Here is a 13,011-nt window from a genome sequence, read left to right as displayed (position 1 = left end):
AGAGGAAGAAACATTGAATAACAAAATCGCGTGGTGTGCTATTTACCTCTTAGTGCTCGTTTGGTCGGCGATAAATCCCGCAGATCCTTTCACTTGGTGGCTCGAAGCGGCTCCCGCATTAGTGGCTGTGCCACTGCTATTTTTTACCCGCAAACGCTTCCCATTAACGCCGCTGGTGTATGTTTTAGTGTTAGCCCATTGCTGTGTGCTGTTTGTCGGCGCGCATTACACCTATGCTGAAGTGCCATTATTCGACACGATTGCCCATTGGATGGGTTCAGAACGTAATAATTACGACAAGTTAGGTCACTTTGCGCAAGGTTTTATCCCTGCCATGTTAGCGCGTGAAATTATGCTGCGTAATCAAGCGGTCAAACCCGGTGCTTGGTGTGCGTTTTTGGTCACATGTTTTGTGCTCGCGTTTTCGGCGTTTTATGAACTCATTGAATGGTGGGTTGCAGTGGCAACAGGTGAAGGCGCTGAAGCCTTTTTGGGAACCCAAGGCTATGTGTGGGACACTCAATCAGATATGTTAATGGCATTAATTGGCGCAATTGTCGCACTCGTTTTATTGTCTCGTTTTCAAGATAAGCAAATAGCAGCACTTAAACTCAGACGCTAGTGGCCGTGAGTTGCTGATTGTTTCAGCTTGAGTCATAAGTTCATTCTTCCATAAAGCTTCTAACATTAGTGTGATGGCATTTAGCTGTCACACTTTCTTATTGCCTGTATGTTATTTTTGTGTTGCAACTTTCGATGGGTGTCTTCATAGTTTGAAAGTACTAGATTTCGTGAGTCGGTTAAACCTAATGGAGTTTTATGCTGTTATTCCAATTATATTCCGTCAGTTAGTCGAACTTACTAGGATTTAAAAGGGAATAGTACATTTGGGTGATGTTTTTCAGTCTTTAACTAGTCAGAATCAACTAGGTTAATGGAATGTTTAAAAATCTAACTAAAGAGGCTGGTCAAACATACCATTTTGCTAATAGAAAATACTTTTCAGGGAGGAGAGTCATTGAGCACAATTAATGAATTAGTTTTTTTACATCAAATGGCGGCACCATGTCATTTAGCGTTACTCGCTGAATCCATAGGCTTGAAAACTCGTATCGTTAAGCATGCGGCGGAATTAGATTTAGATAAGAGTCGTCGAAGTTTTTATCTGATCACCCAAAAGGGCGCTGCACTCGATAACAAGGGGATCCCTTTACTGGCTTCGCGCTTAGTATCACATTTCCCCGTGGCGCTGTACCAAGTTGAGCGTGACTCTTTAGATCAAGAGTCGGCTATGTTACTCGGTATTCGTGGCCTGTTGTTTGCCGATCAACGTTTGGATTTGATGTTGACGGGTTTGCGTAAAATGGTGGCAGAGGAACTTTGGTACGACAGAACATTACTGAGTAAAGTGTTCCGTCGTGTAGTACAAAAGCTCGATGGCAATAATGAGATGCTCTCCGATACAGTGGCTATGCTACAGATGCTGACTTCCCGTGAGCGCACTATTATTCAATTTGTGTCGAGTGGCGCGAGGAATAAAGAAATCGCCCACAGATTGTGCATCAGCGAACATACGGTGAAGGCTCATATTTCCTCTATCTTCCGTAAAACCCAGTCCCGTAATCGTGTTGAGTTGTTGCGTTGGGCACAAACCTATCAGACTCACTTTGAGCTGTGCAGCTAGGTAGTTAAAGATATTGATCGTTAGCTTTTCGCTTTGAGTGGTTAATGTTAATAATTGCTGGTTAGTCAGAATAGAAAAGCGGGAATGTTTATTTAAACATTCCCGCTTTTTGTTCAACACCCTTTTGATAAACCACCAAAGAGTGTAGCTGTGGTGGTTTTAACAGGATTGACTAGTATTGCACTACAGTAGCAACGTTCATATTGCCTGATTGATTAACGCTGATGCTGTTGTTATTGCCAGCTTGAGAACCTAGTACTAAGTTATCGTTACCTGTTTGAGTGATCAACAGGCTGTTATTATCACCGCTTACTTCAAATGAACTACTTGCGTCACCACCAATCCAGTTACCGTTACCTGTTTGAGCGATTTGTGCAGTGTTTTCATCACCTTCGATAATCAAATCGATAAGGTTAAGGTCGCCATTTTGCAGTGCAGTGACATCAGCATTATTGTTGCCAACAATGGAAATGACGGCTTCGTTTTGAGCACCATCTTGCTCAACATCCACTTCGTTATCGCTACCTACTGCATCGACATAGGCAAAGTTAGTATCACCTTCTTGGCTAACTTCAATACTGTTATCTTGACCATCAGCAAAGGCAACGATTTCGTTGTTATTGCCTTTAGAAGATAAATCGAAGTCGTTATCTGTGCCGTATGCACCAAAGGTTGCGAAGTTAGCATCGCCTTTTTGTTTCAAGTCAACGTCGTTGCTATCGCCCCATACTTGGAATTCTGCACCGTTTACATCGCCTTTTTGAGTGATAGTAATATCGTTATCATCACCTTGGATATCGGCCACTAAAGTATCGCCGATAGTGTTGCCGCTGCCATTTTGGGTAATATCGACAGTGTTGTCATCACCCGTAGTCATAGCAAGATAAGCTGTGTTGCCGTTACCTTTTTGATCCATTGAAATATCGTTGTCGCTGCCAGCAAGAGCGTAAACGAAGCCAACATGGTTATCACCTTTTTGGACCATGTCTACTGTGTTGTTGTCGCCTGCAATACCTTTAGCCGCGCCAAAGTTATTGTTACCCGCTTGATTAACAGAAACGTCGTTGTTGTTACCCACGTTAGCGGTTAAATCAAGGGCGATTAGACCCGCTTGGTTGTTGTCACCTACTTGGGTAATTTTTCCGTCGTTGTTGTTGCCTTCAACGCGGAATACTGCAAAGTTAGCATCGCCTTCTTGCTTAACAAATACGCTGTTTTCAGCGCCAGTGATTTCAACTTGGCTTTCATTGACTTCACCTAATTGATTAACGAATGCCGTGTTATTGTTGCCAGTAACATCATTGCTGCTTTGGTTAAAGAAACCGTCTTGCGACACATTGACATTGTTGTTGTCACCGACAACATTTGCACTTGCCACATGCCAATCAGCTTGTTGTGTTATCTGGACTTTGTTATCAGCACCCGTCGAATTAATTGCGGCTTCATGCCACACACCGTCTTGGATAACGGTTGCGGTTTGATCCTTACCTGTTTGCACAACTGCTGCAGCGTTAAGGCCACCCGTTTGTGAGACTAAGGTGTCTTGGGCTTGGCCTGACTGTACTACGCTAATTTCGCTCACTGTACTGGCAGCAAAGGCTTGACCGCTTAAACCTGTTGCAATGGCCAAAGCAATAAGTGATTTTTTAGCTTGTGATTTCATGTGACGCTCCCTGTTTAATATTGAGTTATTGAGATTGCAGCACCGTCTGCAATCTGTTGAATCGAAAAATTGCCGCTTCCTAGCTGGTTCAGTTGCACGAGATTGTTATTGCCAATTTGTGTCACTGAAGCCGTATTTTGACTGCCCACTTGCAGTAGTTGCACTTTATTGTTTGAACCAATCTGCGTGATTAGCGCATCGTTATCATTGCCGACTTGTGTCACATCGGCTTTGTTATCGTTGCCTGATTGGAACAGTAATCCTTGGTTAGCATTGCCTTGTTGCACCAGTTCGATAAGGTTATCGCGACCGGAACGTTCCAGTAATGCCTGCAGGGTTATAGGTAACTCATTGACATTCAGCTCTTGTGCTGAGGTCATACAACTACAGAGCAGGAGCAGCGGTACCAAAAAGCGTATAGAGGTATTTGGCACGGGTGACTCCTTGCATCAAATATCTTGGGCTGTCTAAAACAACAGACACTCCAAATTCAGCCCTGAAGATACGAGTCCCGTTAACATGTCGCAATTGGCCAAAAGGGTATTTATTACGCAAAGGATTCACAGCGGATAAATGATGAATGTATTGCTATTTAATTGATTAATATGTTTTTATCTGTTTTATAGATGGTGTTTATTTAGGTAGGGTAGTCTAGTTGGCCTAGTAGTTAAGTCGTATTCGTTGCTAAGCAATCTCATCATTTTTAAACAAGGGTGCAACAAAATTAAGCAATGCATCGACTGTCACGTGATATTTTTTGGGGAAACAAATTATAGGAAATATGGTGGGAATAGTGCTTTTGGATTGACTCAATTTAAGGGCTATTTAGCGGTATTAAAGCGTGTTAAAAGGTGCACTAGAAGGTTTGAACTTCGGCTGTCCTTAAAGAGTGATGAAGAGTCCATGAGCGGTTTAATGAGTTAAAAAATTCAACCATAGTGGTCGAATTCCTTGGTGAATGAGTGACAAGCTGAGCACTAACCTTTTATATGAGATCAATGTTTCTCTGGCTCCTTCGATTCTTCAGGGGAGACCTCTGCACTGATCTGGCTTTTTCTATCCTTCAGTTGCTGCATTGCGCTGTTATTGTTCACAGTCAGCGCATTGAAGCGAGTATTGATATCGTCCATTTCGTTAATGTATTCAGGATCGCTTTTTTCTTTATTTTGCCAATAACGTTTACGCTCTAGTTTTTGTAATTCACTGGCGCGCAGAATTTCAAAATAGCTGTTCTCCTGTTTAAGCCGATAGATCTCGCCATCGAGTAATTGCAGTAATTTTTCTTTAGAAATGGTTTGGCGATTCAGTAGCGCTTGCAGGGGATCGACTGGAATGTCCCTTTTATCTGAGTCGACTTCAGTGGTGATCCCCAGCTGATATTCGATTTTATGTTGGCTAAATTCCTGCGGGCAAGCGGTTTGGCTAAAGACAATTTTGTCATCTTTACGGCATTTATAAATTGTATTTGCCTGTACTGCACTAGGCAACATAACACAAATTAGGGTGATTATCAGTCTTGCCATTAGGCCACAAATCCTTTGTACACTAGCATAGAGATTATGATTTAATCATTTGATTACAGTTGATAAAAAGTCAGTTTAACGCTCGCGCTATTAAGTCTGTTCAACCATTGATTTATGTCTCGTCCTTGTGGGACGCTGGGTTGTTGATCCATTAAACCTAAGGCATTAAAGTATTAGCCATATATCAGTATAGGGGCAAATTTACTGTGTTTATTGTAGTGGCCAAGATTTTACTTATCGCTAACATCTGCATCATACTATGGCGTAAGTTTAGGGATAAAACCAGTTTTTTGACGATTCAATTTTTTGGCGCTAAGGTTGATTCTAAACGATAAATTTAATGGTGCGCGGCAGATTCAAAGCATAAAAAAGGGAGCGAGAGCTCCCTTTATTGATTGACGCTAACTATCAGCGATCGAACCTTAAGTTATCGATAAGCCGCGCTTTACCTATATAGGCGGCGGCTAAAATCACTAAGGCTTGATCCTGATGTTGGGCCTGTTCTAGCGTGTGAGCGTGGCGAATTTCGAGATAATCCGGCGTAAAACCGGCCGCGATTAACTTGGCTTTTGCTAGCTCAGTCACTTGTTCAAAACTTTCACCTTGCTTGATCCCAGTGGCCATGGCATCTATGGCTTGTTTTAGTGCAGGCGCTGCGGCTTTTTCTGCGGCAGTGAGGTAACCATTGCGCGAACTCATGGCTAAGCCTGAGTCTTCACGTATGGTATCAATACCGATAATTTCAATCGGTAATGACAAGTCTTCAACCATAGTTTTGATCACTAACAGCTGTTGATAGTCCTTATTACCGAATAGCGCCACATCGGGCTGTACTATGTTAAACAGTTTACAAACGATAGTCGCAACACCACGAAAATGTCCCGGACGGCTCGCACCACAAAGCACGTCGGAAATCCCTGGGACTTCGACATAGGTTTGCTGCTCTAGACCTTTGGGATACATCACGGCTGGCGTCGGGGTGAATAACAGTTCAGCGCCAGCGGCGTTGAGGGCTTCGCTGTCGGCAGCCAGTGTGCGTGGGTAAGCATCTAAATCTTCGTTCTGACCAAATTGCATTGGATTAACGAAAATTGAGACCACCACATGGTCACACTTGCTCGCGGCTTCTTTGACTAAAGTAATGTGTCCCTGATGGAGATTGCCCATGGTGGGCACAAAGGCGACGGTTTCGCCCTTGGCACGCCATGCACGCACTTGGGTGCGAATATCATCAATGTGGGCGCTAGTGATCATTGAGCCTTACCTTGCATAAATCGGTTATTAATTAAAAGTGTGTTCGTCGCCAGGGAATGTTCCTTGGGCAACTTCGTCGATATAGGCGCGCACGGCCGAGCGAATTTCACCGGTTTGTTTTAGGTAGTTTTTCGAGAAACGTGGAATATAACCACTTGAAATACCTAACACATCATGCATGACCAAAATTTGTCCATCGGTTGATGCGCCTGCGCCAATCCCAATAACCGGAATCGTTAAGGCTTGAGTGATCGCCGTTGCGAGTGGCGCAGGAATACATTCCACAACCAATAGTTGAGCACCAGCCGCTTCTAATGCTTTTGCTTCGTCGAGAATGCGCTGGGCATTTTCGGCGTCGCGGCCCTGCACTTTAAAACCACCAAATACATGGACTGACTGAGGTGTTAAGCCTAAGTGAGCACACACGGGAATACCGCGTTCCGTGAGCTTAGTGACAGTTTCAAGCAACCAGTGGCCACCTTCGACTTTGACCATGTTCGCGCCAGCCTGCATCAACTCAGTGGCGTTAACCATAGCTTGTTCTGGTGTGGCGTAACTCATAAAGGGCATATCGGCGATCAGCAGGGCACGTTCGATACCGCGACGGACACAGCGAGTATGGTAAGCGATATCTGCTGTAGAGACGGGCAGGGTATCGTCATGGCCTTGGAGAACCATTCCTAGAGAATCGCCGACGAGCAGCACATCTACACCTTCGCTATCGAACGCGCTGGCAAAACTGGCATCATAGGCTGTCAGTGCCGTGAATTTTCTACCTTCCTGTTTGTATTTCAACAGGGTTGAGCTAGTAATTTTAGACATATGGATGATCTTCAAACCAAATAGAAGTGGTGTTATAAGCTAACTGGGGACGGACTTCAATGATCAATGCCCAGTTGTTGTAACTCGGCCAACATTTTTGTATCGATAAGACTGCAGATTACAGTGTTGCACGGCAGAATAAGATTCGGAGCTATTGCAGCTAAAGGCACGAGCACAAAGCTGCGCTCTTTCATGCCGTAGTGGGGCACTTTGAGTCTAGGTATGTCAATATTCTCATTGCCGTACAAGAGTAAATCGAGATCTAAGGTTCTGGGCCCCCAACGCTCAAGACGCACTCGACCTTGGGTGTTTTCGATATGCTGCAATGCATCGAGTAAGGCTAATGGCTCAAGATCGGTATCGAAACTGACCACCGCATTAACATAATCGGGTTGCACGACATCGCCCATAGGCGTCGAATGATAATAAGGGGAAACCAGTAGACTATTGCCTAAGGCTAATGCGGACAATGCCGTGACGGCATTGTCCAATTGCGCCTTGGGATCGTCGAGATTCGCGCCTAATGCGACGTAGACGCGAGGCATTATTCCGCCGCTTTCGCTTTTGGTGTGCCACTTGTTTTAGGTGCGCTCGTCGGCGCTGAACCATCGGCATTCGGCGCGCGAGGACGGCGACGACGTTGAGTGGCATTACGGTTGCGATTTGGCGATTTACTGCCGCTACGCGCAATGGCTAAGCGTTCGGTTTCATCGGCTTCAACAAACTGTTGCCACCAAGCGGCACTCTTAGCGACATTACCCGCTTCGACTTCGCCTCTGAGCAAGAGTAAATCGTATGCGGCTCTAAACTTAGGATGTTCCATCAGTTTAAAGGCGCGAGTGCCTTGGCTACGATCAAAGCGTAACTGTAACTGCCAAATGTCTTTTGCTGGCGTACTAAAACGGCGTGGAATGCTAATGGTTTGGCATTGCTGCTCCATCACATCGCCCATAGCGGCAAAGAAGGCATCGTATAAGGTCAGGCCACTTTCAACGGCAATATCTTCGGCGCGTTGACGCAGTGGATACCAGAGAAGCGCAGCATAGAAGAATGAAGGCGTCACCGGCTTATCTTCGTTAACTCTTTGATCTGTGCTCTTCATGATGGCTTGCACCATTTTCATGGTCGTGCCTTTAGGATCATCTTTTAGCAGAGCGGCCACTTGCGGAAACAGCGGCGCAAATAGCTTGTATTCTTGCATCAGTTCGAAGTTGGCTAAGGCTTTGCCTGCAAAGAAGAGTTTCAGCACTTCTTCGTACATACGCGCTGCGGGAATATCTTTTAGCAGTGGCGCTAATTGTTTAATCGGCGCCGCAGTGACGGTTTCGATACCCATGTTGAGTTTAGTGGCGAAACGCACCGCCCTTAACATACGTACCGGATCTTCACGGTAACGGGTTTCTGGATCGCCAATTAATCTTAGTGTGCCAGCTTTGAGATCTGTCATACCGCCGCCGTAGCTGCGGATCGAGTAATCGCTGATATCGTAATAGAGGGCATTGACGGTAAAGTCGCGGCGCTCGGCATCTTCGTCGATTTCGCCATAAACGTTATCGCGCAGCAAACGCCCTTCGGCATTGGCTTTGGAAACTTTTTCATTGCTTTCGCCATGATGACCACGAAAGGTCGCCACTTCGATAACATCGCGGCCGAAAACGATATGGGCCAGACGGAAACGACGACCGACGACTCGGCAGTTGCGGAATAGTTTTTTGATTTCTTCCGGCGTCGCATTGGTCACAACGTCGAAATCTTTCGGTTCAATCCCTAAGAGTAAATCGCGTACACCGCCGCCGACTAAATAGGCTTTAAAACCTGATTTATTCAGTCTGTATAATACCTTAAGGGCATTTTCGCTGATTTGTTTGCGCGAGATGGTATGGGCATCTCTCGGCACTAACTCTAAGCTTAACGCACCGGAACTTTGTTCTGGCGTTGTTGGTTCAATCTGAGCTTGAGTCGGAGCGGTCGTTTTAGGCGCGTCTTCAAATAGCTGTTTGCAGAATTGGCTGATACGGCGAAAAATGGGACACCTCGAAATATGATCTGTTATTTGATTAAAAATCTGGCGGCTATCATATACCAAATGCAGCCTAATGAGTATATCAGGGCTCGATCAGTATCTCAGATTGTTGCGGTATAGTGGATAATTGAAACTGATCCACGGCTTGAACGAGCATTTGCGCCACAGAACCTTGGGTCTCAACAGTTTGTTGACCTAAAAATGCCAGCGCCGCATTGAGGCTCGACTGCGGATGAAGCGTATCAATCGCCTGCGCATGATTCTGTTTGGAGAGTTTAAATCCCTTGCTCAAACAGGCAAGCGGCAAGTGCAACCATTGCGGTGCAGCCAAGCCAAAGTTTTGATACAAACTCAGTTGGCGACAACTGGCTTCGATTAAGTCACAACCTCTAACCACTTCAGTGATCCCTTGATAGGCATCGTCGAGCACCACGGCCAATTGATAGGCGTATAGGCCATCGCTACGTTTGATGATGAAATCCTCGGCGGCAAAATGGCTATCGACGCGAATATGCCCCATGAGGTTATCGTCAAATTGCTGCACTTGCGCGGTATTGACTATCCGCACCGCCCCAGACTTAACCACATTTGCAGCTTGGGTTTGTGGCAAGCGGTGACAGCGGCCATCGTAGACGCCGCCCATGGCTTGAATTTGCTTGCGACTACATTGGCAGAAATAGGCTTTATCTTGGGCGAGCAGCGAATCAATTTGTGCTTGATAGGCCGCAGTGCGCTGGCTCTGATACAGAGGCACATCATCCCATTCAAACCCATAGGCTTCTAAGGTGCGCAAGATATCATCGGCGGCGCCTTTGACTTCCCGCGGAGGATCGATGTCTTCAATACGAATTAACCATTTACCCTGTTGCGATCGCGCACGCAGATAACTGCCAAGGGCGGCGATAAGCGAGCCAAAGTGCAAGGCACCCGAAGGCGAAGGCGCAAAACGGCCGACATAGGGGCGATAAATTGAAGTTGGAGAAGATAAAGTCGCCATAGTACTGAGTTAGCAGCTAGTGTCAGTCAAAGTGGGCGTATTTTAGAGGGATACAAGGATAAAAGCGAATCGGGGTAAATTGGAGTGAGCTTGGCTTCAACTCTAAGAGTCAAGGCATTGTTAGAAACAAATAGGCGGGGAAATCCCCGCCCAGTATGCTTGATTAACCAGCCATTTGTTTCTCTTTGATCTCTGCAAGCGTTTTACAGTCGATACATTGATCGGCTGTTGGACGCGCTTCGAGACGGCGGATGCCGATTTCGATACCGCAAGAATCACAGAAGCCGAAATCGTCTTCTTCAATTTTTTGCAGTGTTTTTTCGATTTTTTTGATCAGCTTACGTTCTCTATCGCGAGCACGAAGTTCGAGGCTGAACTCTTCTTCTTGTGCTGCACGGTCAACAGGATCGGGAAAGTTTGCGGCTTCGTCCTGCATGTGGCTAAGAGTACGGTCGACCTCTTCACGCAACTGATTGCGCCAAGCTTCAAGAATTGTCTTGAAGTGACCCAGTTGCTTAGCGTTCATATACTCCTCACCCGGTTTTTCCTGGTAAGGATTTACACCTGCGATAGCGAGTACGCCAAGTTTTTTGGTGCCTTCAGGCATAACGCATCTCCTGTAATCATTTGCGTTTGTAGGGCGTCCTTAAGAACGGCCGCTATCTATAGCAGAATCTTCACATCGAGGCAAACTTTTCATTCTGCTTTGATTGAATTTTTTGACTATGTTCGCTAATTCAAATGAAATCAAATTTAACTCAGCCTTAACATCATACTCGGACAACGCAGGCTTGGGCTAGGTGAATCTCAGTCGGGGACATTTCACAGCGATAGGCAAGGACTTCCACTCCAGCTAACACTGCTTTTTTCAGTAACTTAGCATATTCAGGGTCGATATGTGCTGCGGGAGCAACACTGAATATGTCACTGTGCTGCACCACAAACAGCAATACGGCTCTGTGGCCTTGACTGACCATGTGCATCAATTCACGTAAATGTTTTTGACCTCGAAGACTCACTGCATCAGGAAAATAACCTTGGCCATCTTCGAGCAAAGTACAACTTTTGACTTCTATATAACAGGCGGGTTTTTGAGCACCCTGTAGCAGGATATCGATGCGGCTGTTTTCATCACCATATTTAACTTCACGGCTTAGGCTGTCATAACCCGTGAGCTCCTTGATGATACCTTTGTTGATGGCTTCTTCGGCTAAGGTGTTCGCTTGACCCGAGTGGATACCGATTAGTCCAGCATCTGGCGTGGTCATCAGTTCCCATGTATGGGCGTACTTACGTTTAGGGTTATCAGAGGTAGAAAACCATACGGTTTCACCGGGATATAGGCAATTACGCATAGAACCCGTATTGGGGCAATGTAGGGTGATCTCACTGCCATCGCTTAGCTGCACATCGGCCAGAAAACGCTTATAGCGGCGCAATAAAATGCCCTGTTGTAGTGGCGGTGTAAATTCCATCGGTAGACCTATCTCGGCTGTTCTAGGTCGCAAAGCCTAGCAAATTTCGCAAATGTTTACAGATTTTACCTGAGTAACTTCAGCCAATCGCTTTGCGTCATCGCCTGCTAGCAGTAAACTGCCGCCATAAAGTTTGTTCTGATTGCTGATTGATTGTTCTAAAACGAATCGAAAAATAAGGATCCCTAATGAGTGAACTAAAAGTAACTGAATTAATGAAAGTGCAATTAACCAAAGAAGCACCAGCCGCCCACTGGGGCAAGGCTGATGTGACTTATACTGCCGACGGTGCGCAAATTCATTTAGCAGGTGGCGATGAGCTACGTCAAATTCAAATGGCGGCCCGTAAACTGCGCAGCCAAGGCATTAGCAGTGTGGTATTGGCCGGACAGCTTTGGGATCTCAATAGCCAGTGGGTGTTTGCCCAAGGTTTCGCGACGGCAAAACCAGGTTATCAAATCCATTGGTGTGGTGATGAAGCTGTGCAAGCCGAATTGCAACGCCGACTCTATGTGGCAACCTTTGCCCGTCAACTGATCAACGATACGCCTGAAAACCTGTCGCCAGTGAAGCTTGCCCAACAAGCGGCGAAATGGTTAGCTGAAATTGGTGGCGATAAGGTGAGCTATCGGATTATCGAAGGCGAAGCGCTGCTGGAAGAACAGTGGATTGGTATCCATGCAGTGGGCCGCGGCAGTGAGCGTCCACCAGCAATGTTAGAGTTAGACTTCAACCCATTAGCCGCCGATGCACCCGTGTCTGTGGCGCTTGTGGGTAAAGGGATTACCTTTGATTCTGGCGGTTACAGCATCAAAGCCTCTGAAGGCATGTTAGGCATGAAATGCGACATGGGCGGCGCGGCGACTGTGACTGCAGCGCTCGGTTTAGCAATTAAATCTGGCCTAAACAAACGGGTTAAACTCTTCTTATGTTGCGCTGAAAACTTGATCAGCGGCCGCGCCTATAAGTTAGGTGATATTCTGACCTACAAAAATGGTGTAACAGTTGAAGTGGTGAACACAGATGCGGAAGGGCGCTTGGTGTTGGCAGATGGTCTGCAAGCTGCTTCTGCGACAGGCGCTCCTTTTATTATCGATGCAGCGACCCTTACAGGCGCCGCTGTGATGGCAGTGGGTTCTAACTACAACGCGATTTTCTCGCCACAGACTGATGTGTTGCAACTGGCCCAGCAAAAAGCCACGAGTGTTGCCGAGCGTGTATGGCCGTTGCCGCTGGATCCTTGGCACAAAGAAATGTGTCCATCTGCTTATGCTGACACAGCCAACAGCCGCGCAATGAAAGGCGGCGGTGCTGGTGGTGCTTCTAATGCGGCTGGTTTCCTATGGCGCTTTGTTTCACCAGAAGCTAAATGGTTGCACGTTGATTTAGCGGGCGCTTTTGAAGATTCAGCTTCTGCCATGTGGGGCGCGGGTGCAACGACCCATGGCGTATTGACTATTAGTGAATTGATCAAAGGCTAAGCTTAGATTTAAGTCTAGCGCTAAGACTTAAGTTAGATATGCCAGCGCAGATCCATTAAGGTTCTGCTGACTGGATTAAAACCGCCTAC

13 protein-coding genes are annotated in these 13,011 nt (G+C 46.2%); 3 read left to right on the top strand and 10 right to left on the bottom strand.

All coding sequences use genetic code 11. The features are described from left to right. Positions 1-13 precede the first annotated feature (13 nt). The gene (locus tag Q4Q50_RS19700; protein WP_012088339.1) at positions 14-622 is read left to right on the top strand and encodes a DUF2238 domain-containing protein; all 609 of its coding nucleotides are present in this window, start codon (positions 14-16) and stop codon (positions 620-622) included. Between the two features lie 396 nt (positions 623-1,018). After that, a complete protein-coding gene (locus Q4Q50_RS19695; protein WP_006085993.1) occupies positions 1,019-1,684 on the top strand; it encodes a helix-turn-helix transcriptional regulator in 666 nt (221 codons plus the stop codon). A gap of 172 nt (positions 1,685-1,856) precedes the next feature. Here the strand turns inward: Q4Q50_RS19695 and Q4Q50_RS19690 are convergent, their stop codons facing one another. The 10 genes from Q4Q50_RS19690 to sfsA all read right to left on the bottom strand — a co-directional run bounded on the left by Q4Q50_RS19690 (position 1,857) and on the right by sfsA (position 11,441). Then, positions 1,857-3,347 (bottom strand): curlin, encoded by a 1,491-nt coding sequence (locus Q4Q50_RS19690; RefSeq protein ID WP_311900759.1) that lies wholly within the window; start codon positions 3,345-3,347, stop codon positions 1,857-1,859. A gap of 14 nt (positions 3,348-3,361) precedes the next feature. After that, positions 3,362-3,781, bottom strand: a complete 420-nt coding sequence (locus tag Q4Q50_RS19685; RefSeq protein ID WP_107946592.1) for a curlin — start codon at positions 3,779-3,781, stop codon at positions 3,362-3,364. 561 nt (positions 3,782-4,342) lie between these two features. Then, positions 4,343-4,870, bottom strand: a complete 528-nt coding sequence (locus tag Q4Q50_RS19680) for a DUF4124 domain-containing protein (RefSeq protein ID WP_311900758.1) — start codon at positions 4,868-4,870, stop codon at positions 4,343-4,345. Positions 4,871-5,278: 408 nt separating this feature from the next. Beyond that, a complete protein-coding gene (gene panC / locus Q4Q50_RS19675) occupies positions 5,279-6,124 on the bottom strand; it encodes a pantoate--beta-alanine ligase (RefSeq protein WP_311889713.1) in 846 nt (281 codons plus the stop codon). Positions 6,125-6,151: 27 nt separating this feature from the next. Beyond that, positions 6,152-6,946 carry a 3-methyl-2-oxobutanoate hydroxymethyltransferase gene (panB, locus tag Q4Q50_RS19670; protein ID WP_106649539.1) on the bottom strand — a complete coding sequence of 265 codons (795 nt, stop codon included), beginning with the start codon at positions 6,944-6,946 and terminating at the stop codon, positions 6,152-6,154. Positions 6,947-7,002: 56 nt separating this feature from the next. After that, entirely contained in the window at positions 7,003-7,491 is a 489-nt protein-coding gene (gene folK, locus Q4Q50_RS19665) for a 2-amino-4-hydroxy-6-hydroxymethyldihydropteridine diphosphokinase (protein ID WP_311900757.1), read from the bottom strand. Further along, positions 7,491-9,032 (bottom strand): polynucleotide adenylyltransferase PcnB, encoded by a 1,542-nt coding sequence (locus Q4Q50_RS19660; RefSeq protein WP_063883918.1) that lies wholly within the window; start codon positions 9,030-9,032, stop codon positions 7,491-7,493. Before Q4Q50_RS19660 ends, folK begins: the two co-directional genes overlap by 1 nt. A gap of 19 nt (positions 9,033-9,051) precedes the next feature. After that, a complete protein-coding gene (gene gluQRS, locus Q4Q50_RS19655; protein ID WP_311900756.1) occupies positions 9,052-9,966 on the bottom strand; it encodes a tRNA glutamyl-Q(34) synthetase GluQRS in 915 nt (304 codons plus the stop codon). Between the two features lie 163 nt (positions 9,967-10,129). Next, positions 10,130-10,573, bottom strand: a complete 444-nt coding sequence (dksA, locus tag Q4Q50_RS19650; protein WP_006082967.1) for an RNA polymerase-binding protein DksA — start codon at positions 10,571-10,573, stop codon at positions 10,130-10,132. Between the two features lie 163 nt (positions 10,574-10,736). Continuing rightward, positions 10,737-11,441 (bottom strand): DNA/RNA nuclease SfsA, encoded by a 705-nt coding sequence (sfsA, locus tag Q4Q50_RS19645; protein WP_006085987.1) that lies wholly within the window; start codon positions 11,439-11,441, stop codon positions 10,737-10,739. 188 nt (positions 11,442-11,629) lie between these two features. Here sfsA and pepB point away from each other — a divergent pair, with 188 nt between their 5' ends. After that, the gene (gene pepB / locus Q4Q50_RS19640; protein ID WP_311900755.1) at positions 11,630-12,922 is read left to right on the top strand and encodes an aminopeptidase PepB; all 1,293 of its coding nucleotides are present in this window, start codon (positions 11,630-11,632) and stop codon (positions 12,920-12,922) included. The last annotated feature ends 89 nt before the right edge of the window (positions 12,923-13,011 follow it).

It is taken from the genome of Shewanella scandinavica (assembly GCF_031932065.1).
In the GTDB taxonomy this organism is placed as follows: Bacteria; Pseudomonadota; Gammaproteobacteria; order Enterobacterales; family Shewanellaceae; genus Shewanella; species Shewanella baltica.
This window is presented reverse-complemented; position numbering and strand designations above follow the sequence as displayed.

What these genes read in the sequence shown, in the direction of transcription:
- Q4Q50_RS19690 (WP_311900759.1), bottom strand. Translation starts at nt 3,347, where the DNA reads ATGAAATCACAAGCTAAAAAATCACTTATTGCTTTGGCCATTGCAACA.
- Q4Q50_RS19680 (WP_311900758.1), bottom strand. Translation starts at nt 4,870, where the DNA reads ATGGCAAGACTGATAATCACCCTAATTTGTGTTATGTTGCCTAGTGCA.
- panC (WP_311889713.1), bottom strand. Translation starts at nt 6,124, where the DNA reads ATGATCACTAGCGCCCACATTGATGATATTCGCACCCAAGTGCGTGCA.
- panB (WP_106649539.1), bottom strand. Translation starts at nt 6,946, where the DNA reads ATGTCTAAAATTACTAGCTCAACCCTGTTGAAATACAAACAGGAAGGT.
- folK (WP_311900757.1), bottom strand. Translation starts at nt 7,491, where the DNA reads ATGCCTCGCGTCTACGTCGCATTAGGCGCGAATCTCGACGATCCCAAG.
- gluQRS (WP_311900756.1), bottom strand. Translation starts at nt 9,966, where the DNA reads ATGGCGACTTTATCTTCTCCAACTTCAATTTATCGCCCCTATGTCGGC.
- dksA (WP_006082967.1), bottom strand. Translation starts at nt 10,573, where the DNA reads ATGCCTGAAGGCACCAAAAAACTTGGCGTACTCGCTATCGCAGGTGTA.
- sfsA (WP_006085987.1), bottom strand. Translation starts at nt 11,441, where the DNA reads ATGGAATTTACACCGCCACTACAACAGGGCATTTTATTGCGCCGCTAT.
- pepB (WP_311900755.1), top strand. Translation starts at nt 11,630, where the DNA reads ATGAGTGAACTAAAAGTAACTGAATTAATGAAAGTGCAATTAACCAAA.